The sequence below is a fragment of the Rhizocola hellebori genome, from assembly GCF_016862955.1.
GTDB lineage: Bacteria > Actinomycetota > Actinomycetes > Mycobacteriales > Micromonosporaceae > Rhizocola > Rhizocola hellebori.
Genome location: NZ_BONY01000044.1, coordinates 11,957 through 33,328 on the forward strand (window position 1 = coordinate 11,957; position 21,372 = coordinate 33,328).

Consider the following 21,372-nt stretch of genomic DNA (forward strand, 5'->3'; position numbering starts at 1 on the left):
GTCGCCATTACGACTTTCCGGTGATCGTGTAGGTTTGGGACATGAGTGATGTCCTCACCTCCGATGTGGAGCATCTGCTCGAACCGTTTCGGGTGGAACTGACCGGCTACTGCTATCGCATGCTGGGTTCCGCCTTTGAAGCCGAAGATGCCGTGCAGGAGACGATGATCCGGGCCTGGCGCGGTTTCAGCGGGTTCGAAGGCCGGTCGGCCCTCAGATCGTGGCTCTATCGCATCGCCACCAACGTTTGTCTCACCATGCTCGGCAGCAGCCAGCGCCGCGCCCGCCCGATGGAGCTCGGCCCGTCTTCGCCGGCCACGGCCATGCCCTCGGATCCGCTGCCGGAAAGCACCTGGATTGTGCCGGTGCCGGACAGCCGGGTGCTGCCCGAGGGAGATCCGGCCGATGTCGCCGTGGCGCGGGAGACGATCCGCCTGGCTTTCGTGGCCGCGCTGCAACACCTGCCCCCCAAGCAGCGGGCCGTGCTGATCCTGCGCGAGGTGCTCGCCTGGTCCGCCGCGGAGGTGGCTGAGCTGCTGGACACCACCGTGGCATCGGTCAACAGCGCCCTGCAGCGGGCTCGTGCCACGTTGACGGCGGTGGATACGAGTGCGACGCTTCAGCCGCTCGACTCCGACCAGCTTGCCCTACTCGCGCGCTATGTCGACGCGTTCGAGCGCTATGACATGGATTCGCTGGCTTCGCTGCTGCACGAGGATGCAAGGCTGTCGATGCCGCCGCTGAGCCTGTGGCTGCAGGGCATCTCCGAGATTCGAGCCTGGATGCTGGGCACCGGCTGTGGCTGTCGCGGGTCCAAGCTCATCCCCACCGTCGCCAACGGCCTGCCCGCTTTCGGCCAGTACAGGCCGACTGAGACCAGTGGTCTTTGGCTGCCTTGGGCGCTGATCGTCCTGGAGATTTCAGACGGAAAGATCGCCGGGGTCAACAACTTCCTCGACACCGACGCTATCTTCCCGCTCTTCGGTCTCCCGGCGCAGGTCACCGGCTAGCGGCACGGTGCCGCCGAGTCCGGCCAGGGCCAGCAGGCCCCGCAGCCGGGGGCTCGCCCTGGCCAGGTGGATCTGCGCGCCGTTGCGACGGGCGGTGAACTGAAGCCGCGCGAGCGCATCGACGACCACCATGTCGGGCTCGGCGAAATCACCCACATCGCAGATCACCACGAGTGCTCCGGTGTAGGTGATCAGCATGCCCAGCTGGTCGCACAGCTGTGGAATGTCGCCGCGGCGCAACGGCGGGCCTAGCAGCCAGATCACTTCGGTGGTCACCCAGATAGGACTCGCGCCGGGGCCCAAACTCATCGCTGCCCGAGGCGATGAGTTTCGCGGGCCCGTTTGGTCTTACCGGGCATGAATCTGATCCTGCCCGGTGAGCCCGGATATGACCTGCACCGCAAGCCGCTCTCACCGTCGGTGGACCCGCGTCCGGCGATGGTGGTGGAGGCGTTCAACGCCGGTGACGTCCAATCGGCGGTGCTGGCCGCCCGGCGCCTTGAGCTGCCTTTCGCGGTCCAGGCCACCGGCCATGGCACTCACGTCCCGGCCGATGGCGCGATGTTGCTGAAGACCACCGCGATGGCCCATGTTCTGGTGGATCCCGATCGGCGGGTGGCCCGGGTCGGTCCGGGTGCCCGGTGGGCCGATGTCCTCGCGGCGGCGGCACCGTTTGGCCTGGCCCCGCTTTCCGGCTCGTCGCCGACCGTGGGCGTCACCGGCTACACACTCGGCGGCGGGCTGGGCTGGCTGGGCCGCAAGTTCGGCTTCGCGGCCGACAGCGTGCTGCGCGCCAAGGTGGTCACCGCCGATGGTGAGCTGGTGGTGGCCAGCCCGAGCCGGCACCCGGAGCTGTTCTGGGCGTTGCGCGGCGGCGGCGGAAATTTCGGCGTGGTCACCGCACTGGAGTTCCAATTGCACCCGGTAGCTCGGGTCTACGCCGGAATGGCCTCTTTCGCCATCGGCGGGGCTTGCGATTTCCTTTCTGTGTACCGGGATTGGCTGTCCACCGCGCCCGACGAGCTGAGCACCGCCGTGGTGCTGCGCACGCTGCCCGACTCCCAGAAGGTGCTCACTGTCAAAGCGATGTACGCCGGCGATGCCTCGTCAGCACGCCGTCACCTGGCCCCGCTCTGGGCCGCGGCCGGCCCGGCCCTCACCGACGAGCTGCGCCCGATGACCTATGCCCAGGCCGTGATGGGTGGCACCGCGGCACGCTACTTCGACTTCTTCCGCGATCTGCCCGACCCGGCCATCGCGGCTTTGACGCAGGCGCACCGGACCGGTGAAGTGTCCAATGTGGAGGTTCGACACTGGGGCGGCGCGCTGGGTCGCGGCGACGGGCCTGCCGCCCGGCCCGAAGCGCGCCTGTCCGTCATCGCGGACACAGCTGTGCCGTCGATGTGTCAGACGCTGCGCCGGTATGGAATGGGGGGAACCTTTCTCAATTTCCTGGCCGACCCGTCGCGGGTGGCCACGGCCTTTACGCCCGTTAACTTCCGGCGGCTGCAGCAGGTGAAAGCCGCCTACGACCCGGACAATTTCTTCCGGATCAACCACAACATTGCCCCTGCAGCCCTGGTCGGGGTACCCGCGGGGGTGTCATCGGCGGGAAATGTCAGCTAGATTGCGGCGATAAGCGACGCCGCGATGGCGCGCGCACGGGAGGGATCGATGTCAGCGACGCTGGCGGTGGAGCACATCACGGTTGGGTACACATCGGACAGTGCGGTCCTGCGTGACATCTCGGTAGTAGCGCGAGCAGGCGAATTGCTCGCCGTCACAGGCAGTTCGGGCGCGGGGAAGACCACCCTGTTGCGGGCCATGGCGGGAAGCCTGCGGCCGAGTTCGGGAAGCGTCACCATGGACGGTCAGCCGGTACGCGATCGCGACGATGCCATCGCACGCCGGATCGTCTGGATGCCCCAGCACAACGGGCTGGCCCCGATCCTCACCGCCGGGGAGAACGTCCACGTCATCCTGGTGGCCAACGGCACCTCACCCGACGACGCCCGGCGGATCACGGCCGAGTCGCTCGAGTCGGTCGGCCTTGCCGAGCAGGCAGGTCAGCTCGTCGAGGAGCTTTCCGGCGGGCAGCAGCAACGCGCCGCCATCGCCCGCGGGCTCGCGCTGCGCGGTGTAGTGGTGCTGGCCGACGAGGTGACCAGCGAGCTTGACGCGGTGAACCGACAGCGGGTGCTCGATCTGTTGCGGGCCGAGGCCCGCCGGGGCGCGGCCGTGGTGCTGGCCACGCACGATCCGGAGGCCGCCGCCGTCTGCGATGCGGAGCTCCACCTGACCGACGGCACCGCCGAGCTGGTACGCGGAAAGGCCTAAGCGTTCGGGCGTCGCGGATCTGCGCCATAGAGACGAGGAATGAACATCATGCTCCGATTGGTGCTGGCCGCCCTTCGCTATCGCGGTGGCGCAACGCTGGCTCTCTTTCTGCTTGGCGTGGTCGCGGTCGCCGCGGGGGTGGCCGTGCCGCTTTACACCATGGCCGCCGATCGCTTCGCGGTGGAAAGCGAATTCCGCCATGCCGCTCCGGTCGACCGGAGCATCGCCATCACCTCACAGACCCCGGTGATCGACTCGGTAGAGTATTCGCTGCAGACGCTGGTGACCGAGGTGCGTGAAAGCGCACCGCAGCAGGAGCTGACGGCGATCACCGGCATCCTCAACCGCGGCATCGCCCTGGACAGCACGCAGGAGCTGTGGTCGGCTTCGCCATTGGCGGTACGGCCCGGCGCTTGCGAACACGTCCGGATGACCGGAAAGTGCCCGGAAGCGGCCAACGAGGCGCTGGTGAGCACCTCGACCCTGAGCCGGCTGGGACTGTCTGGATTGGACGGAGAGTTCCGCTACAACCTCGCCGGAAGCCCAGAACCGCTGATTCTGCGTGTAGTCGGCAGCTATGAGCCGGAGCTGAACACCGATCGCGACAGCTTCTGGGCCGGGCGACCACAGCTTGTCCCGCAGCCGCTGCGGGTGGCAAATCCGGTCTTTACCCCCATTCAGACCTTCGAAACCGCCGACGTGGAAAGCATTTACGCCACCGTCGACCTCGTCATCACCGGCCCCGATTGGCCCTACGAGCAACTGGGCGATCTGCGCATCGACATGACCAAGGCGGCCGCGGAAAACGGCTACGAGCTGAACGACGGCCTGCCGTTCCTGTTGCGCAACATCCAGCAGGCGCGCGATCGGTTGCGGATCAGCGCTCCACTGGGCGCGGTCACCCTTCTCCTGCTGGCGCTGGCCATCCTCATTCTCGCCGCGGGTCACCTCGCCCGTGGCCGCCAGCGGGAGAACGCCCTCGGCGTGTTGCGCGGAACGCTTGGCCGCCATCGCTTCTTCCTGATGCGTGGACCCACCCTGGTCGTATTGCTGATCGGAGCGCCGTTCGGCGCGGCGGCGGGCTGGCTGCTGGTCAGAGCGCTGACCCTGACGGTTTTTGGCGATGAAGGCCCGTTGCCGATGAGCTGGCAGGCGCTGGCCGCCGGTGGCGTGGTGCTGTTCCTGGCCATGGTCGGTGTGGTGGCCACCGAGCGATCGCGGCGCTCAGGCCCGTTGCTGGAGGCGCTGCGTGGCGTGCCGCCGCGCCAGCGCCGGACAGGGCTCATCCTCGACTTCGTGGTGGCAGCTCTGGCCTTGGCTGCGATCGGGCAGACACTGTTCGGTGAGCAGAACACCACAAGTGCGGGCGTGGCCCTGGCCGCGCCGATCCTCGCCGCGGTTACTCTCGGCCTGCTCGCCACCAGGCTCGTTCGTCCCACCGCCACCCTGCTCGGGGGTGCCCGGCTGCGCCGCGGCCGGCTGGTGTCGGGCCTGGCCGCCATCCAGCTGGCCCGCCGCCCCGGCGCCGCGCAGGTGGTGGCGCTAGTGGTGATCTGCGTGGCCCTGGTCGGCCTCACCGCCGACGCATGGGACAGGACGGCGCGGGAGGCCACCGCCCAAGCCGTCGCCCAACTCGGCGCGCAGCAGGTGCTCACCGTCGCCGCCGAATCACGGCCGGCCTTGCTTGCGGCTACCCATAAAGCCGATCCGGAGGGCAAATGGGCCATGGCGGTCAGCCGTGCCCGCCTCGGTCACGGCCGCACGATGATCGCGGTCGACACGGCAAGGCTGGGCGTGGCCTCCGGCTACGACACTGCCCAGCTGCTGCGGCAGCTGCACCCACCCGTGAACGCCCCGATAGTGGTTCAAGGCACCGGGCTGGTGCTCGAAACGACACTGCTCGAAGCCGTCGCCCCCACCCCGGTCACCGCTGTGCTGCTCGGCCCGGACGGCGCCACCGTCACCGCAACAGCGCTCATCGCCGCGCAGGCTGGAGACCAGGCCGTCGAGATCCCGGTCCCGGCCTGTGCCAAGGGTTGCCGGCTCGCCTGGTTCAGTTTCGAACGCTCACCCGACGAGATACAGCTCAAAGGCTTGCGCCAGAGCGGGCCCGACAAGGTTTTGCTGACCGGGCCGGCCATGGCCTCCGCTGCCCGCTGGCGAGCGTCCTTCGACCTGGCCTCGGAGGTCACCATCACGGCGAAGGACGACACCGTATCGCTGCGCTATCGGCCCGCCGACACCCGCAGGATCAGCCGTGACATCCGGCTCCAGGTCGCCGACGCGCCGCTCCCGCTTCCGGTCGCCGTGGTCGGCCCGCGCGAGCTGGAAGAGACGCAGGAGATGAGCGCGGATTCGCTGTTCACCGGAGTGGAACGGCCGATCGCCGTGGTGCGCACCTTCGATTCCCTTGCCGGGGTACCGGCAGACGGCGTGCTGGTCGACCTCGAGTACACCGACCGCATCGCCGACAGCGTCGACAATGCCGCAGAGCTTCAGGTCTGGCTTGGTCCGGCCGCACCGGACGATGCCATCGACCGCCTTCAGGCAGCCGGGCTGGTGCTCGTTCGCGCGGACAGCGTCGCCGAGCGGGCCGCCCGGGGAAGGCTGAGCGGCGACGGATTAGGGCTGCGCCTTCAGCTCATCGCGGCGGCGCTGGCGGTCGCGCTGGCGTTGCTGGCGATCCTGGTGCTCGCCGACACCGACCGCCGTAACCGCGTCGCCGAGCTGGTCTCCCTGCGCGAGCAGGGGTTGTCCTGGCACCGGGTGCGCCGGGTGGCGCATGCCGGTTACCTCGGGGTCGTCGTGGCGGCGCTGCCGGTGGCGCTGGTGGCCTGCGCGGTGGCCTGGTGGCTCGCCAAAGCACACCTCTCCTTGTTCTCGGTCGCTCCACCTCTGCTCGCCACCGCCTTGGTCATGATGGCGGCGGCGTGGTGGGCCGACCATCGAGTGGCCCGTGCCGTGGCGGCACCCGGCCTGACCGCGGAGGCCGGACAGTGATCACGTTGTTGCTGGCCATGTTGCGGGCCCGGCTGGGGATAGCCGCGACCACGTTCGTGCTGACCATCTTCGCCGTCGCGGTGGCCTTGGCCGGGCCGCTCTACGCGCGCGCCGCGGCCGACTCCGCCCTCGCCGTCGAGGTTCACGCCGCCCCGACCGTCGAACGGGTCATCACCGGTGACCTGCTGACCGGGGTAAGAGGCCCGGCGGCCGTCGACGTCGTCAGCGGAAAGATCAAGCAGCCCTACATCCGTGGCTTCGAAACGGTGACCAGTGTCCTGTCCAACGGCGTGCTGAATCCCGATGTCGGGGAGACCTTCTGGCTCGGCTCACGGACCGGCGTGTGTGAGCACCTGACCCTGATCCGCGGCCGCTGCGCCAACGCCGACCGCGAGATTGTCATCCGCGAGGACACCTCGAAGGAACACGGCTTCGATGTCGGCAGCGATGTGGAGTTCATGGCGTCGTCGTTCGGTGGCGGGCGGGGCGAGGAGTCGATAAGGCTCACCGTCGTCGGCGTCTACCAGACCTACCTGCCCACGGATGTCTATTGGGCCGACCGGTTCATGCTTGCGGGCAGCGAAGGCGGGCCGTTCTTCACCAACGACCGTACGGTGCGCAGCGCGGACGGCCCGCAGCTGCTGACCACCGACCTCATCGCGACCGAGGAAGCGTTTCGCGATCGGTCAACCCTCGATGCCGACATCAAAGCCGCGATGGACATTCTGAGCGCCACCCAGTTCCAGCCGCACACCGAGGTCGAGAGCCTGATCGATCACATCGAGGATGCTGAGGAGACCCTGCTCTCCAGCCTCATCGTGGCCACCCTGCCGCTCATCGCCATCTGCTGGTACGTCATGTTCCTGGCCATAGTCGGCGCCGTTCAGCACCGCCGCGGCGAGCTGGCGGTCACCGCGTTGCGCGGGGTTCCCGGGCGGTTGCGCTGGTGGCTGCCGAACGCCGAGACGATGGTGCCGGTGCTGGCCGGGGCGATTCCAGGTTTCCTGTTCGGCTACGCGGTGACCGCCGCCTTGGCCGCCTGGCTGTTGCCGGGGGCGCCGCTGGTGACGCCGACCCTGCCCGCCGTCGCGCTGGCCGTGCTTTCGGTGGTGGGTGCCCTGCTCACCGCGGTCATCGCCCAATGGCGGGTGACCCGGGAGCCGGTGTCCAACCTGCTGCGCCAGGTGGTGCGGCGCGGGGACAGCAACGCGGCACGTGCCGTCGAGGCGGTGGCGGGAGTGCTCGCGCTGGTGGCCGGATTCCAGGCCGCCACCGCGGCGGGCGCGGGCGGGCTTGCCCTGCTCGTGCCGCTCTGCTTCGGTCTCGGGATCGGCATGCTCGCCGGCCGCCTGGTGGCCGCGCCCGCGGAACGCTTGGGGCGCAGGCTGATCCGCGGTGGCCGGCTGGCCTTGGGCCTGGCGACCATCTCGGTCTCACGCCGTCCCGGCTCACGGGCCATGGTGGCGCTGTTGACCGTCGCGTTTGGACTGTTCGGCTTCGCGCTCACGGTGACCGACACCGCCGCGCGGGCGTGGGAGGAACGGGCACACGTGGAGACCGGTGCCTACCGGGTGCTTTCGATCGTCCCGGTACCCGCGGCCCGATTGATGGACGCGGTCAAAGCCGTTGACCCGCAGGGGAATTTCGCCATGGCGGCGGCGACCGTGCAGTTGCCCGACGCGCCACCGGTGGTCGCGGTGGACAGCACCCGCCTGGCCCGGGTGGCGAACTGGCCCGCCGGGCCGGGGCAGCCGACCGCCGCGCAAGCCGCCGCCACCATGCGCCCGCAAGAGCCCGTGACGAAGCTGGTCCGAGGGAACAGCCTGTTCATTCCGTTGACGCTGAACAACATTGGCGACAACTCCACCGCCCGCCTCGAGCTGGATATGATCAAACCCAACGGCGAAAGGCTCAACCCGATCACCTCGGCCATCCAGCCGGGCACCGCGATCTACGAGGTGACCACCCCGGACTGTGCTCAGAAGGCTTGCCGCTTCACGGGTATGGCGGTCAGCCTGGCCGCTTTCGGCCGGCAGCAGGTCAGCGTCACCGTCGGCGAGATCCGCAACGAGAGCGGCGAGGTCGTCGTCGACCGCGGCCAGCTCACCGATCTCACCGGCTGGGTGCAGCGCAAGGACACCGCCGGGAAGCCGACCGGTGACCTGTCGGCCGCCGGCAACGGGCTGACCATCGAGGCGAATTCGCCGATCGCCGTCGATCTGCGGATCTGGGTCAGGTCCGTACCCGAGCCGATGCCGCTGCTTTCCACCGGCGATGTGCCCGAGGGTTTCGCGGCGGTCGGCTCCACCGTTTCGGTGCAACGCGCCTTGGCCACACCGATGCTGCCGCGCCTGGGCGACAACGGGATCATGCTCGATCTCCGGTACGCCGAACTGTCGATCATGCCGCGCGCCGAGGCGCAGCGATCCGAGGTGTGGCTGTCCGCGGACGCTCCAGAAGACATCCTGCAGCGCATCGGCAGTGCGGGCTTGACCATCCAGGAGGACATCCGCGAGTCCGACCGCCTCGAGCTGTTCAGCCGCCAGGCACCGGCGCTCGCCCTGGGTTTCCTGCGGCTGGCGGCACTGGCGGCCATCCTGCTCACCGCGGCCGGCCTCATCGTGGCGGCGATCCTCGACCGGTCGCGAAGGGCCGAGGACCTCTCCGCCCTTCTCCCCCACGGGTTGTCCCGGCGCACGGCACGTGGCAGTGCGGTGCTGGGCAGAGCATTTCTGGTGCTGATTTCGGTGGTGGCCGGTGCGATCGCGACCGCGGCGGCCTGGCTGGTGGCCCGCGAGGTGGTGCCGGTCTACACCACGGCGGTCGCCGCGATCCCGCTGCCGACATGGCCGGATCCCACCGTGGGCAACGGCTATCTGGCCGCGTTTGTGTTTCTTCTGGGTACCTGTTGGGTTGCGGCCCGGGTGGCCAGGCGTGAAGGGGAGGGGACAGTCCAATGACAGGACTCGCAGTGGTCTGCCGCCGAGTGGTGCACATCTATCGCGTCGACGGCAATGATGTGGTCGCTCTGGCGGGTGTCGACCTCGACATCGCCGCCGGAGAGATGGTGGCTCTGGTCGGGCCGTCCGGCTCGGGCAAGTCCACTCTCATCGGCCTGCTGGCCGGGCTGATGCGCGCCAGCGCGGGACAGGTGCGCATCGGCACGGTGGACATCAGCCGGGTCAGCGACGGCGAAATGGCCCGCCTGCGCGGAACCGAGCTCGGGGTCGTGTTGCAGGGGGCGCGCCGCAACCTGCTGCCCTATGCGACAGTGCGCAGCAACATCTGGCTGGCCCAGCGGCGGGCCGCGAAGGTGCGCCCCGGTGACGTGGAGTCCCCCGAGCGCATCCTCGCCCTGCTCGGCCTCACCGGTGCCGGGCACCAGCGGGTCGAAGACCTGGCGCCGGGTGCGGCCCAGCGGGCCGCGCTCGCGGTCGCCATGGCCGCCTCACCCGGGTTGCTGCTCGTCGACGAGCCAACCAGCCAGCTCGACCGGGCGGCCCGCGACGAGGTGCTCGCCGCGCTGGCCGCCATCAACGCCGAACGGGGCACCACCGTCGTCGCGGTCACCCACGACCCCGAGGTGGGCGCCAAGCTCGGCCGGGTGGTGACGATCCGAGACGGCCGGGTCGGTGCGGAAGGGCGCAACGGCCGCGAATTCGCCGTCATCGCGGGCGATGGCACCGTTCAGCTCCCACCGGAGCTGCTCGACAGCTATCCGCCCGGCACCCTGCTTGCCGTGGAACACCTCAACGGCAAGGTGATGCTGGTCGCCGACCGCGAAGACTAGCTGCCGGGTCAGGGGTAGCCGCGGTAGATGCGGTCGTGGATGGCGAGCTCATCGCGAAGCCGTTTGATTCGGCTCTCGATGGCGGCCGTGTCGGCGTTGTGTATCAGCTCCACCGACTCGTAGATCTCTGGCAGATCAAGCACTTTCACCGTTTGCAGCACCTTGGCCGCGCTGATGGGGGCCGGTTCTGCCACCCGGTGTCTGCCCTGATAGGCCTCCACCGTCCAGACACCGTCCCAATAGGACAGTGTCACCACGATGGGCGCCTGCAGCACCCCGGTGACCGCGAGCGGCAGTTTGCGTTGGGCCAGCAGGCCAAGCGATTCGATCCAGTCCGGCAACGGCGGCGGCGCGTGCCTCTGGTCTGGCCGGGCCGGGTCGAGCGGTGGCGCATCCATCTGCTTCCACACCCGGTACCCGATAATCGGCGACATGGTGATCGTCAGGAACCCGAGACCCGCCAGGATCAGGCTCCAGTCCAACCCGAAGCCCTGCACGAGCCACGCGCCCACCAGGCCACCGAGCGGAATGCCGCCGAAGGTCATCGCGCCGGTGAGGCCGAAGACGCGCGGTTGCATAGCGCGTGGAACCCGCTCGAAGAGCAGCGCGCCGTAGACGGGATTGATGACCGAACCCGCCACACCGGCCAGGAAGGTCACCGCCAGCACCACTCTTATGTCATCGGTGAGCCCCAGCACCAGGAATCGTGGTGAGCCGCCGAGCACGTAGCCGAGCACGAAGGTCAGGTACCGCGGAAGGCGCTTGATAAGGCCGATGAATGCCACATTGCCCAGAACTGCGCCCAGCGCAAGCGAACTGGCGACCCAGCCGAGCGCCACCGGCGAGTTGAACTGATGCATGACCCACAGCGGAACCAGCACCGCACCGCTGGCCTGATTGAACATGTTCGTCATGAACATCATGCCGACGATGCGGGAAAGCAGCTTGTCCTCGCGCAGGAAGCTGAACCCCCGAGCGAGCGCGCGCGTATACGGCTCCGGCGCGGGTTTGGCGTCGGCCTCCTCCACGCTGCGCGGCATCCGCACGAACGCCACGATCATCAAGGCACTCAAGGCGTACGAGATCGCGTTGATCCAAATTGCTCCGGTCGGCCCGATCCAGGCTATGACCAGGCCGCCAATGGCCGCGCCGACCACGGTGTTGGCCCGTTCGCTTCCGGTGAATACGGCCACCATCCGGGGCAGCGACGCACCCGCGCCCTCCACGATCGGTTGCACCAGCATGCGTTTGGCTTTGTCGCCGACGCCCTGAACCGAACCCACCAAAGCCGAAAGCACGAGCAACAACGTGAAGTCAAACTGCGCGAACATGGCTATCAGGGCGACCAGGACCGCACTGGCGGTGTCATTGTGAATAACCATTTTCCGGACGCCGTAACGCCCGACGAGCGGCGAGCCGAGAACCCCGACGATCACGTATGGCAGCGTCTGAGCCAGACCGACCAAGCCCATCTTCACCGGGCTTCCGGTGGTGACCAGCACCAGCCAGGGAATGGCCAAAAGGGAGATTTTGGAGCCGATGCTGTTGACGGTCATCGCCACCATCAGCCAGACCAGGGCGGGTTTGCCTCCTGTCCGGACGTGGCGGCCGCGCAGCATTCCCGCCTCCACTCCCAGCCGATAGCTCGATTGATTTGATCCTATGCGCCAGCGGCGGCCCCGGCACAGTCATACTTCGGCTAGGACTTGCTTTCCAAGTGATCGAGCAGCTCGGCGGCCACATCGTCCATTGGCCTCAGATCCCGCTGGGCCCGAGCGAGCATCAGCGCCCCTTCCAGAGCGGCATAGACAAACGCCGCCAACCGCCGCGCTTTGGCAGGTGTCGCCCCATCGCGCTCGAAGGCGGCGGCCAGCACCCGACGCCAGTCCTCAAACGCGGCGGCCACCGCGGCGTGAAGCGCGTCGTCGCCGCCGGCCAGGTCGAGTGCGACCCCCGCCACCGGGCAACCGGCCCGAAAGTCGCTCTTGCGCAAGGCTTCCCGGCTGACCGCCAGGAACCCGGCGACCGCCTCGATCGCGGTGCCCTCCTGGGTCTTCTGGCGCATCAACGCCGTGGTGCGCTCCGAGTACCACCGCAGGGCCTCGATCGCCAGCTCCTCCTTGCCACCGGGAAAATGGTGGTAAATGGAGCCGCGCGGAGCCCCGCTGCGGGCGATGACGTCCTGAAAGGACGTGGCGGCATAACCGCGTTCTTGAAACAGCAGCGCTGCCGCCCGAACCATCGAGCGACGAGAATCGTCACGCACGTCACTACTCCTTGACTATGACGGTCATCATAGCCCAGGCTCGTGACTATGACGTTCGACATAGAGTGGGCTCCCGACGTCGTCATTGGCCGCCGCTACAAGCGTTTGCAGGTAGCGCCCGCCCCGCCCACCATCCGGCTCGCCGATCCGTCCGACGTGGACGCCATCGTGGCCATGCACGAGCGATGCACCGCGCGCAGCTTGAGCTATCGCTATCTTTCCGGGACCTTCCGGCCGACCCCGGCGCAGCTGGCACAGCTGGTTTCCCCTGCACAGGGCTGCAGCCTGGTCGCCGTCGACACCTGCGTCATCGCCGTGGCCAACCTCGTGGGCCAGGGCTCCTGCGCCGAGGCGGCCATCCTGGTCGAGGACTCGTGGCAAGGCCGCGGCATCGGCACGGCCATGATGCGGCACCTGTTCGATGTCGCACCGCAGCACGGCATCGACGGCGTCGAGCTGCACCTCGACGCCGGCAACACCCCAGCGCTGCGGCTTATCCGCAAAATGTCCCGTCAGATCGACGGCGAGCCACAGTGGAGCTTCGACGGCCCGATCATCACGTTCTCGTTCACGACGACGCGACCACGAACTCCACCCGGCGATTGATGGCGTGATCCTCCGGCGTCGAGCCGAGCACCTGCAACCGCGTCTCACCGAAGCCGGCCGCGGTCATCCTGTCTGCGCTGATCCCTTGCGCCACAAGGGCATCCAGGACAGCCTGGGCGCGCGCCTGGCTCAGCACAAGGTTCGACTCGGGCGTGCCATTGCTATCGGTATGTCCCTCGATGCGCACCTTGGCGTTCGGGTTGGCGCGCAGGATTTCCGCCGCTTTGACCACGGCCGCTTGACCTTCCACGGTCAGGGTGGCGAGGTCGTTCTCAAACGTGATCTTCGGCAGGTCGGTCAGCTCCCGCTGGACCCCCACCGGCGCCTTCACCTGCAACCTGTCCGTGACCTTGCTCGCCGAAACCGCCTGACCCGCCGCGGCCACGATGGCGTCGCGCACCGCCACCGACTCCACCGTGCCGGTGAGGGTGATCTCGCCGTCGCGCAGCAGGATGCTCGCGTCGATCGCCTTGGTGCCCATGGCGTGCACTATCCCCGGCAGCCCGGCCAGCCCGGTGTCGTTCACACCGGGGTCGACGGTGAGGTTCTCCCCGTTTCCTATGGCAGTCAACGTGTTTTTGATGGTTTGGTCGGGTACGGAGCCTTCGATCGTCACCCGCGCAGAGTCAACCTTGATCGTGACGGCCGGGGAGCGCGCCGGCTTGGGCGCCTGAACCGCACGGGCCTCAACGACTCTCACCCCTTCCACCGCCGCCACAATGGTCCGCGCCCGGTCCACCTCGGCCTGCGTCGGGACTAGCAGCGTCCCGTCTCGGCCCACGAAGCTCACCTGCACCCCGGACACACCGGCCTGCTCCAGCGCGGCCGACGACCGCTGGGTCAGGTTGTCCTCGATCGCATCACGGTTCGGAAACCCTTGCGCCACACCGATCGCGCTCAGCCCCGCGATCGCGACCACGGCGGCTACCCACGCCGGACGCCTCGTTGCCGCGCTCACAATCTGCCCTCATCTCGCCCAGCGACCAGACGGCGCGTCAGATCGGCAAACCCTTCCTCGTCACCGTCGGCCAGCAGCTGTGCCTGCTGCGCCCAGGTCACCAGGCTCGGCGCGAACTTCAGCCCCCGAGACTCGATCGCCCGCCGCAGCGTCCCCTGATCCGCCGCAGCGAGTTGCTCGTAGGTGCGAATTCCGGCCATAAGCAACGCCCCCGACATCTGCGGCCCGATCCCCTCGATCCGTTCCAGATCGTCGCGCCGCTCCGCAATCTCCGCAGCCGCTTCCATCTCCCCCGCCAACGCGACCGTCACCTCTCGCTCCGCCGTGTCTGTCTCGTCAACTACCGCAGCAGCCTCCGGCTCAGCCGCCCCCGCGGCCTCCTCGGGCTCGGCCGCCGGGTCGTTCAGCCCGGCTAACGTTATCGTCTCGTCCTCAGGCGCAGCTTCGCCCTCCTGCTCCAGCGCCGCACTGATCTCAGCCACGGCCTCCCGCTCGGCGGCGGCCTCCCGCTCTTGCCGCAGCTCACCCTCAGGCTCAAGCTCCGCCTCAGCCAGCGCAGCCCGCTGAGCAGCAGCTCCCGCCGCCTCCCGCAACTGCTCCGCCGCCACCCCATCCCCAGCAGCCGCCACCACCGGCTCTACCTCCGGCTCCGCCTCAACCACCGGCTCCGCCGCAGCGACAACCTCCGCCTCAACCTCAGCCGTCGGCTCTGCCTCTGCCTCAGCCTCAGCCTCTGGCTCAACCACCGGCTCCGCCTCTGCCACCGGCTCAGCAGCAGCCACCGGCTCCAGCTCCGCCTCTGCTTCAGCCACCGGCTCCGCCGCAGCCACCGGCTCCAGCTCCGCCTCTGCTTCAGCCACCGGCTCCGCCGCAGCGACCGGCTCTGGCTCAACCGCTGCCACCAGCTCCGGCTCCGGCACAACCACCAGCTCTGGCTCTGCTCCAGCCACCGGCTCCGGCTCTGCCTCGGCCACTGGCTCCGCTGCAGCCACCGGCTCCGGCTCTGCCTCGGCCACTGGCTCCGCTGCAGCCACCGGCTTCGGCTCAACCTCTGCTACCGGCTCCGGGTCGGCCTCAACCTCAAGCTGCGGCTCTGCTACCGGCTCCGCCTCGGCCACCGGCTCAGCCTCAGCGACCGGCTCTGGCTCAAGCTCTGGCTCAGCTACCGGCTCTGGGTCGGCTTGAGCCGTGACCGGCTCGGGGTCGGGGGCGGCGAGGAGGGGTGGGTCGGGGGCTTTGTGGGTTTCGGTGGGGGTGTCGTGGGTTGGTGAGGGCGTGACGTTCGCCATGGCTGCCTGGCTTGACATGGCAGGTTGGGGGCCATCACGTCTGAGGCCCCAGATCAGCCAGCCGACGAGAATGCCCAGCAAGAAGGCAGCCGCAATGACCAAAAGCGACTGTCCGATAAACCATGCCACCGCTGCAACCTCCACGTTCCGCCCACAAGCGGCCGAATATCCGGGGGGAGCTTTCCACATTCGACGGCTCGATGGCGAGGTCCGATCGCTTGATAAAGCCGGACCCTCGGCGTGATCAAACCGCGAAGCGGCCGGTGAACCCGCCTGGCGATAGTGCCCCTATGGGATTACGGTGGTCGGGCTTGAGACGGGGAGGACGGATAGTGCGGATAAACAGCAGGTATGCGGTTATTGCCGGAATGGTGTTGGTAGTGCTAGCGGCTGCGGGTGGTGGTGTCCTACTGCTATCCGGCGGAGGCGACCCAGGTGCCGCGGCAAATGCGCAGTTTGTGATTTCTCAGACGCCGTCTCCCTCTCCGTCTGTTGTTGAGTCGCCGACCTCGGCGCCCACCCAGGCACCGTCGCCGTCGGTTTCGCCCAGCAAATCGGCCAGCCCCAAGCCCAAGCCGAAGCCGACCCCCAAGCCCGCGGCAAGCTCGGTGCCGGCTCCGCCTCCGCCGCCGACCAAACCGCCCGGCTGTCAGTCCCATTTGGAGGGCACCAACGCGCCGAGGGCGGAGGTAGGAGTCGCTCTGGACGCCGCCGCCGCCAAGCGTTTCTGGACCGTGTCCCAGGTCAGCCTTCCGGTCAACCTGATCAAGGCGATCGCCGAGCAGGAGAGCGGATGGCAGTCCGCCATCGTCTCGTGCGTCGGGGCGGTCGGCGCGATGCAGGTGCTTCCGTCGACCTCCGATTGGATGAACACGAAGTTCGATCCGGACTACGACCTGCGGACAGTCAGCGGGAATGCGATGCAGGGCAGCAAATTCCTGTAATGGCTCATCAAGTACTTTGCGGACAAATACTTCGACGGCCTGCAAGGCGATTACGCCCTGCGCGAGGAAGACTGCTCGCAGGATCCCGACCTGGCCGATTACAAGGAATGGTGTCTGCTCAACGCGGTCATCTCCGCTTATAACGTGGGCCACGGAACTGTCGACAAATCCGCCACCGATGATGTCCCCGGGTACTACATAAACCATGCCTATATAGAGAGTGTGCGGGCCTTGCGAAGCCGGTTCTGAGCAAGGACGCGACTGTTGCGCAGACGCCTTCCTGACTGCGCGCGGATCACCGTCCGCCTAGCGTGAGGCGGTATGCGTCGCCTTACCCTTGCCGCCCCGCTGGCCATTGTCTTTCTCCTGGCCACCGGCGCTAGCTGTGACAGCAAGTCGGACAACGCCGGCCCGGCGCCGGAGTTCTCCTCGGTGGCGACGGCATCCGCCGGAGCTACTGCCTCCACGCCGAAGCCGGCGACCAGCAGCGCGCCTCCAGCCGCTCCGGTGTGGCCCACCCCGGAGACCTGCATCACCTACAACCCGGGCAACGTCACCAGTGTCTACGAAGCCGGGTTCTACATGATCAGAGATGGCGGCAAGGAGCTGCTGCGCCTGGCCGGTGGACCCGGTAGCAACATTGGCCAGCAAGGTGTTGCCCTGGCGAAGAGATACAAGAAGCTGTGCTTCCTGGGCCGCGGCAACACCCGCGAGGAAAGCAACCAATACATCTTCGAATACTGGCGTGACTCTTCGGGCAACAATCCGTCGATCCCCGACGAGAACTGCGGCAACTACGACAAGAACAACCTGACCGTGGAGAACATGGGCGGCAACGACGGCTGGCGGGTCCTGGACCACAACAACCCGTTGCAGCTTTTCAACAACGAGTCCGATGCCCGCAACGGCAAGCTGGTGCTGGCGAAGTACAGCAAGATTTGCCGGATCGGCGACCCCGACGACAACGGCGTCGTGGTCACCTACTTCCCGTGATTCTGCGGTGTAGGTAGCGCTGCAACGGGAGGCTCGTCGTGAGGCGGGCCGCCCGTTCGTAGGACTCTTGCGCCGCTTGCATTTGCCCGGCCATCTCCAGCAGATGGGCGCGCACCGCATGCAAGCGGTGATCGGAGGCCAGCCGCTCGTCCGATTCGAGTGCCGCCACCAGATCCAGACCCGGCTGGGGACCTTCCACCATGGCGACCGCCACGGCGTGGTTGAGCGACACCATCGGGTTGTCGGAGATTTGCCTCAGCACTTCGTAGAGCCCGACAATCTGCGGCCAGTCGGTCGCTTCGGCGGTGGGGGCTTCGTCGTGGATCGCCGCGATGGCGGCCTGAATCTGATAGGGCCCAACGGGTCCACGCGGCAGCGCCGCCGTGACGAGGGCTACCCCCTCCTCGATGAAGGCGGCATTCCAGCGGCTACGATCCTGCTCCGCCATGGGAATCGGCACTCCGTCCGGGCCGCTGCGCGCGGGCCGCCGTGCATCGGTCAGCAGCATCAGGGCCAGCAGACCCGCCACCTCCGCGTCGTCGGGTCGCAGGCTGTACACCATGCGCGCCAGGCGAATCGCCTCACCCGAAAGCTCGGTACGCTGCAGGCTCGGGCCGGCGGTTGTCGCGTACCCCTCATTGAAAATAAGGTAAAGCACGTGCAGCACCGCTGATAGTCGTTGGGAGCGCTCGCCTTGCGGCGGAAGCCCGAAGGGCAGCCCGCTTTCCTTGATGCTCTTCTTGGCACGGGTGATGCGGCGCGTCATCGTGGCCTCCGGCACCAGAAATGCCCGAGCCACCTCGGCCGTGGTGAGGCCACCGACCGCTCTCAGCGTGAGGGCGATCTGCGAGGCCGGTGACAGCGCCGGATGGCAGCACATGAACAGCAGGATCAGCGTGTCGTCGCGGTCGCCCACCGGCCCGTCCGCCGCCGGCGCCAGCCAATCGGAGGCCAGCGCCCACCTGGCCACCGTCTCCTCGCGGCTATGCCTGGCCTGCTCGCTGCGCAACAGATCGGTCAGCCGCCGCGACGCCACGGTGATCAGCCAGGCCCGCGGATTGTCCGGCATCCCCTCTTTCGGCCATTGCAGCGCCGCCGCCAGCAACGCCTCCTGCACGGCGTCCTCGGCCGCGTCGAAGTGCCCATAGCGCCTGACCACCGCCGCGAGCACCTGCGGGGTCAGGCTGCGCAGCAGCTCCTCGATCTCGGCCATGCCCTCTCATCTCCCCTCTCAGTATGGACGTCGGAGCGCCGCCCCCGGCCCGGACATCGGGTTCAAACCCTTCCTTGCGCCGGCTCGCCGTGGTTGCGCGCCGTATCTCCCGGCGGCGAACGTTCGGCCCGTGCATGGTCGCGCCCGGCGGCTGCGCCGCCGACCAGCGGGGGACACCGCTCTCGCCGCACCTTTGCTTTGCACCCATAGACGCACATTGACCATGAAGTTGCGCCTATGGGTGCAGAGCAAAGGTGCGGGGTAGGCATGGCCCACCTGCGGCGGTTCGCGTGACGGGCCGATGGTCGGCCTGGAACCATTCGCCTTCGCCGACACCGCCGGAGGCCTGCCGGGCATGGATCGTGCACACGGCGCCCCGGCTGGCAGAAATTGCCATAGTTGTGGCGTTGCCGCCATGACCTCGGCCAGGCAGGCTGTGGGAGTGCGAGGTGCGAGACGGATCCTGATAGCCGTATTCGACGGCGTAGGGATGCTTGACGTGACCGGGCCGGCCGAGGTTTTCGCCGCCGCCTCACGGCTCGCCGGCCGGCGTGCGCACGGTTACCGGGTTGGGCTGGTCGCCGAGCAGACTGGTCCAATTAGGACATCAACCGGAATTCAGCTGATCGCCGACGAAAGCTGGGCCACCGTGACCGGCGCGGTGGACACCGTCATCGTGCCCGGCGGGCTGCAGCACGGCCTGAACGGGCCGCGCCCGGTCATCGACGCGAATCTGGTCGGCTGGCTGGCCGAGTCGTCGCCGCGGTGGCGGCGGGTCGCTTCGGTCTGCAGCGGCGCGCACATGCTTGCCGCGGCGGGCCTGCTCGATGGCCGCAAAGCCACCACCCACTGGTTTACCGCGCCCCTGCTGGCGCAGGAACATCCCGAGATCGAGGTCGATCCGGATCCCATCTTCGTCCGCGAGGGACGCATCTGGACCAGTGCCGGGGTCAGTTCGGGCATGGATCTCGCGCTGGCGATGGTCGCCGATGACCACAGCGAGCAGCTGGCCCGCGAGGTGGCTCGCTGGCTGGTGATGTACCTGCGCAGGCCCGGTCATCAAAGCCAGTTCAGCGCCGCACCGGCCGCCACCCCGCAACCGCGATCGCGAAAGATCCGGGATCTCCAGCATTGGGTGGTGGGCAACCTCGCCACCGACCTGTCGGTACCAGCCCTGGCCCGCCGCGCGCACATGAGCGAAAGACATTTCGCGCGGGTATTCGCCGAACAGACCGCAACCACCCCGGCGTCCTTTGTGGAGGCGAGCCGCACCGAGGCGGCTCGCCGGTTGCTGGAGGAGACCGACGCGCCGATCGAAGTCGTCGCGACCCGATGCGGGTTCGGTTCTGCTGAAACGCTTTACCGCACTTTCCGGCGTCGTCTCGGCACCACACCCAATGAATACAGACATCGTTTCCGGCTCTAGGAGCTCCCATGACCGCTGACATCCCCACCTTCCCCGACACGGCTCTGGCGCAGGCGGCGAACGCCTTTGTGCTCGGCTGCTCGCCGCTGCCGCTGGTGAACCATTGCCGTCGCACCTACCTGTTCGGCGCGGCTCTGCTCAACCAGGCCCACAAAAGCTTTGACACCGAAGCGTTTTACCTCGCCTCGATCCTGCACGACCTTGGTTTGACCGAGACTTGGGAAGACGGGGTCACCCCGTTCGAGAAGCGCGGCGCCGCGGTCGCGGCCGAGCAGCTGGCTCAGTGGGGCGCCGCGCCCGAGTTGACCAGCCTGGTGAAGGAGGCGATAGCGTTGCACCTCAAGGCTTCCACGGCGGAGGACCCGCGACCGGAGGTGGTCGGGGTCAGCATCGGCGCATCGGTCGACGTGCTCGGGCTACGCCTGGACGAGCTGCCCAAGCATTTCGTGGAACAGGCGTTGGAGCAGTATCCCCGGCTCGGGTTCAAGCAGTTGCTCAGCGAGCTGATCGATCGCCAGACCGATCTCAAGCCCGGCTCCCGCATCGCCACCTACGTCAAACAATTCCACTTCAAGGACCTGGTCGCCGCTACCCCTTTCGATGACTAGCGATGAGCACTGCCAGCCCGTCGAGCAGCCGCTTCAGACCGAAGTCGAAAAGCGAGTCGAGATCGAGCGCCACATTGGAGGCGAGCATGATGCGCATCAACACTGAGCGCTCGGTCAGGCCGGGGATGGCCCGGATGGTGGATTCCTGAGTGACCATCCACTCGTCGTTGGTCAGGCCGGTGTCCTGTTCCGCCTCGGCTTCCGCCTCCAGGCTGGTCGCCAGCCCGCGCACATAGCTGAACAGCATGACGTGGATATGGATGATGGCCTCTTCGTCAAGGCCGAGCCCGTCCAGCGAGTTGAGCACCCAATCGGTGTATAGCAAGCCATTGGGCGCCATCTGTGGCCGGGTCAGCGACATGACCGAGGCCAGCCAGCGGTGCCGACGGAAAAGCGCCCACAGGAAACGGGCGGCCAGATCGAGGCTGTTGCGCCAGCCCTGCGGCGGGGGCGGTGGCGGGCTCTCCCCGAACGCGGCGTCAATCATGTGCAGGACCAGCTCATCCTTGCCCCGGACGTAGCGGTAAAGCGACATCGTCGCGACGTTCAGCTCGGTGGCGATCCGGCGCATCGACAGGGCCGCGAAGCCTTCGGTATCGGCGATCTGCATGGCCACGGCGACTATCCGAGCCCGGTCAAGCAGGCTGGGCGAGTCCACGTTGGCGGCCGCGAGCAGCTTCGCCTGACCGGCGACCACCGTGCCGACCCCCGGTACGGCTTTGACCACGCCCTCCTGGCGCAGCACAGCCAGCGCTTTGGTGGCGGTGGCGATGGCCACCGACCATTGCGCCGTGATCTGTCGGGCCGACGGCACGCGCGCACCCGCCGCCAGCTCGCCGCTGGCTATCCGCTGCCGGATCTCGTCGGCGATCACTTGGTACGGGGGTTTCGCCACGGCTCCTCCTGCTTGCAGTACTAGTACACCGAGCCGG

Annotated in this window: 18 protein-coding genes; 11 read left to right on the plus strand and 7 right to left on the minus strand. The window is 67.9% G+C overall.

Going from position 1 to position 21,372, the window contains the following annotated elements:
• Positions 1-41 precede the first annotated feature (41 nt).
• Complete coding sequence (locus tag Rhe02_RS30225) at positions 42-1,010, plus strand: sigma-70 family RNA polymerase sigma factor (RefSeq protein WP_203911811.1); 969 nt, start codon at positions 42-44, stop codon at positions 1,008-1,010.
• Here the strand turns inward: Rhe02_RS30225 and Rhe02_RS30230 are convergent.
• A complete protein-coding gene (locus Rhe02_RS30230; protein ID WP_203911812.1) occupies positions 921-1,286 on the minus strand; it encodes an STAS domain-containing protein in 366 nt (121 codons plus the stop codon). The two genes, Rhe02_RS30225 and Rhe02_RS30230, sit on opposite strands and share 90 nt — an antisense overlap.
• Before the next feature lie 81 nt (positions 1,287-1,367).
• On the opposite strand from Rhe02_RS30230, the gene Rhe02_RS30235 reads away from it, so the two are divergent.
• The 5 genes from Rhe02_RS30235 to Rhe02_RS30255 are packed head-to-tail and all read left to right on the plus strand — an operon-like array spanning position 1,368 to position 10,137.
• Positions 1,368-2,636 (plus strand): FAD-binding oxidoreductase, encoded by a 1,269-nt coding sequence (locus Rhe02_RS30235; protein ID WP_203911813.1) that lies wholly within the window; start codon positions 1,368-1,370, stop codon positions 2,634-2,636.
• Between the two features lie 48 nt (positions 2,637-2,684).
• Positions 2,685-3,347 carry an ABC transporter ATP-binding protein gene (locus Rhe02_RS30240; RefSeq protein WP_203911814.1) on the plus strand — a complete coding sequence of 221 codons (663 nt, stop codon included), beginning with the start codon at positions 2,685-2,687 and terminating at the stop codon, positions 3,345-3,347.
• 48 nt (positions 3,348-3,395) lie between these two features.
• Positions 3,396-6,347 (plus strand): ABC transporter permease family protein, encoded by a 2,952-nt coding sequence (locus Rhe02_RS30245; RefSeq protein ID WP_203911815.1) that lies wholly within the window; start codon positions 3,396-3,398, stop codon positions 6,345-6,347.
• Positions 6,344-9,307 (plus strand): FtsX-like permease family protein, encoded by a 2,964-nt coding sequence (locus Rhe02_RS30250; protein WP_203911816.1) that lies wholly within the window; start codon positions 6,344-6,346, stop codon positions 9,305-9,307. The genes Rhe02_RS30245 and Rhe02_RS30250 overlap by 4 nt, the downstream gene beginning before the upstream one ends.
• Positions 9,304-10,137, plus strand: coding sequence for an ABC transporter ATP-binding protein (locus tag Rhe02_RS30255; protein ID WP_203911817.1), 834 nt, complete (start codon positions 9,304-9,306; stop codon positions 10,135-10,137). The genes Rhe02_RS30250 and Rhe02_RS30255 overlap by 4 nt, the downstream gene beginning before the upstream one ends.
• Before the next feature lie 8 nt (positions 10,138-10,145).
• Here the strand turns inward: Rhe02_RS30255 and Rhe02_RS30260 are convergent, their stop codons facing one another.
• Both Rhe02_RS30260 and Rhe02_RS30265 read right to left on the minus strand, forming a co-directional pair.
• Entirely contained in the window at positions 10,146-11,756 is a 1,611-nt protein-coding gene (locus tag Rhe02_RS30260) for an MFS transporter (RefSeq protein ID WP_203911818.1), read from the minus strand.
• Between the two features lie 80 nt (positions 11,757-11,836).
• Positions 11,837-12,403, minus strand: coding sequence for a TetR/AcrR family transcriptional regulator (locus Rhe02_RS30265; RefSeq protein WP_203911819.1), 567 nt, complete (start codon positions 12,401-12,403; stop codon positions 11,837-11,839).
• A 48-nt stretch (positions 12,404-12,451) separates the two neighbouring features.
• Between Rhe02_RS30265 and Rhe02_RS30270 the strand changes: the two genes are divergently transcribed.
• Positions 12,452-13,009, plus strand: coding sequence for a GNAT family N-acetyltransferase (locus tag Rhe02_RS30270; RefSeq protein ID WP_203911820.1), 558 nt, complete (start codon positions 12,452-12,454; stop codon positions 13,007-13,009).
• On the opposite strand, the gene Rhe02_RS30275 is transcribed toward Rhe02_RS30270, so the two are convergent.
• Together Rhe02_RS30275 and Rhe02_RS50615 are read right to left on the minus strand one after the other, a co-directional pair.
• Positions 12,972-13,967: an OmpA family protein gene (locus Rhe02_RS30275; RefSeq protein WP_203911821.1), complete on the minus strand. Its 996-nt coding sequence runs from the start codon at positions 13,965-13,967 to the stop codon at positions 12,972-12,974. The genes Rhe02_RS30270 and Rhe02_RS30275 overlap by 38 nt on opposite strands.
• Positions 13,964-15,385, minus strand: a complete 1,422-nt coding sequence (locus Rhe02_RS50615; protein ID WP_275412654.1) for a helix-hairpin-helix domain-containing protein — start codon at positions 15,383-15,385, stop codon at positions 13,964-13,966. The genes Rhe02_RS30275 and Rhe02_RS50615 overlap by 4 nt, the downstream gene beginning before the upstream one ends.
• A 329-nt stretch (positions 15,386-15,714) precedes the next feature.
• Here Rhe02_RS50615 and Rhe02_RS50100 point away from each other — a divergent pair, with 329 nt between their 5' ends.
• Positions 15,715-16,200, plus strand: a complete 486-nt coding sequence (locus Rhe02_RS50100; protein WP_239124141.1) for a transglycosylase SLT domain-containing protein — start codon at positions 15,715-15,717, stop codon at positions 16,198-16,200.
• Between the two features lie 321 nt (positions 16,201-16,521).
• Positions 16,522-17,193, plus strand: a complete 672-nt coding sequence (locus Rhe02_RS30290; protein ID WP_203911822.1) for a hypothetical protein — start codon at positions 16,522-16,524, stop codon at positions 17,191-17,193.
• On the opposite strand, the gene Rhe02_RS30295 is transcribed toward Rhe02_RS30290, so the two are convergent.
• On the minus strand, positions 17,177-18,406 hold the full coding sequence (locus Rhe02_RS30295) for an RNA polymerase sigma factor (protein WP_203911823.1): 1,230 nt from the start codon (positions 18,404-18,406) through the stop codon (positions 17,177-17,179). The genes Rhe02_RS30290 and Rhe02_RS30295 overlap by 17 nt on opposite strands.
• A gap of 442 nt (positions 18,407-18,848) precedes the next feature.
• On the opposite strand from Rhe02_RS30295, the gene Rhe02_RS30300 reads away from it, so the two are divergent.
• Both Rhe02_RS30300 and Rhe02_RS30305 read left to right on the plus strand, forming a co-directional pair.
• Complete coding sequence (locus tag Rhe02_RS30300; protein WP_239124142.1) at positions 18,849-19,832, plus strand: GlxA family transcriptional regulator; 984 nt, start codon at positions 18,849-18,851, stop codon at positions 19,830-19,832.
• An 8-nt stretch (positions 19,833-19,840) separates the two neighbouring features.
• Positions 19,841-20,440: an HD domain-containing protein gene (locus Rhe02_RS30305; RefSeq protein ID WP_239124143.1), complete on the plus strand. Its 600-nt coding sequence runs from the start codon at positions 19,841-19,843 to the stop codon at positions 20,438-20,440.
• Here Rhe02_RS30305 and Rhe02_RS30310 read toward each other — a convergent pair.
• Positions 20,421-21,335 carry a TetR/AcrR family transcriptional regulator C-terminal domain-containing protein gene (locus Rhe02_RS30310; RefSeq protein WP_239124144.1) on the minus strand — a complete coding sequence of 305 codons (915 nt, stop codon included), beginning with the start codon at positions 21,333-21,335 and terminating at the stop codon, positions 20,421-20,423. The genes Rhe02_RS30305 and Rhe02_RS30310 overlap by 20 nt on opposite strands.
• Positions 21,336-21,372: the final 37 nt, after the last annotated feature.

Bases quoted from the DNA above. Each gene is read 5' to 3' on its own strand.
- Rhe02_RS30225 (WP_203911811.1), top strand. From the start codon at position 42: ATGAGTGATGTCCTCACCTCCGATGTGGAGCATCTGCTCGAACCGTTT.
- Rhe02_RS30235 (WP_203911813.1), top strand. From the start codon at position 1,368: ATGAATCTGATCCTGCCCGGTGAGCCCGGATATGACCTGCACCGCAAG.
- Rhe02_RS30240 (WP_203911814.1), top strand. From the start codon at position 2,685: ATGTCAGCGACGCTGGCGGTGGAGCACATCACGGTTGGGTACACATCG.
- Rhe02_RS30245 (WP_203911815.1), top strand. From the start codon at position 3,396: ATGCTCCGATTGGTGCTGGCCGCCCTTCGCTATCGCGGTGGCGCAACG.
- Rhe02_RS30255 (WP_203911817.1), top strand. From the start codon at position 9,304: ATGACAGGACTCGCAGTGGTCTGCCGCCGAGTGGTGCACATCTATCGC.
- Rhe02_RS30260 (WP_203911818.1), bottom strand. From the start codon at position 11,756: ATGCTGCGCGGCCGCCACGTCCGGACAGGAGGCAAACCCGCCCTGGTC.
- Rhe02_RS30270 (WP_203911820.1), top strand. From the start codon at position 12,452: ATGACGTTCGACATAGAGTGGGCTCCCGACGTCGTCATTGGCCGCCGC.
- Rhe02_RS30290 (WP_203911822.1), top strand. From the start codon at position 16,522: ATGCGTCGCCTTACCCTTGCCGCCCCGCTGGCCATTGTCTTTCTCCTG.
- Rhe02_RS30295 (WP_203911823.1), bottom strand. From the start codon at position 18,406: ATGGCCGAGATCGAGGAGCTGCTGCGCAGCCTGACCCCGCAGGTGCTC.
- Rhe02_RS30305 (WP_239124143.1), top strand. From the start codon at position 19,841: ATGACCGCTGACATCCCCACCTTCCCCGACACGGCTCTGGCGCAGGCG.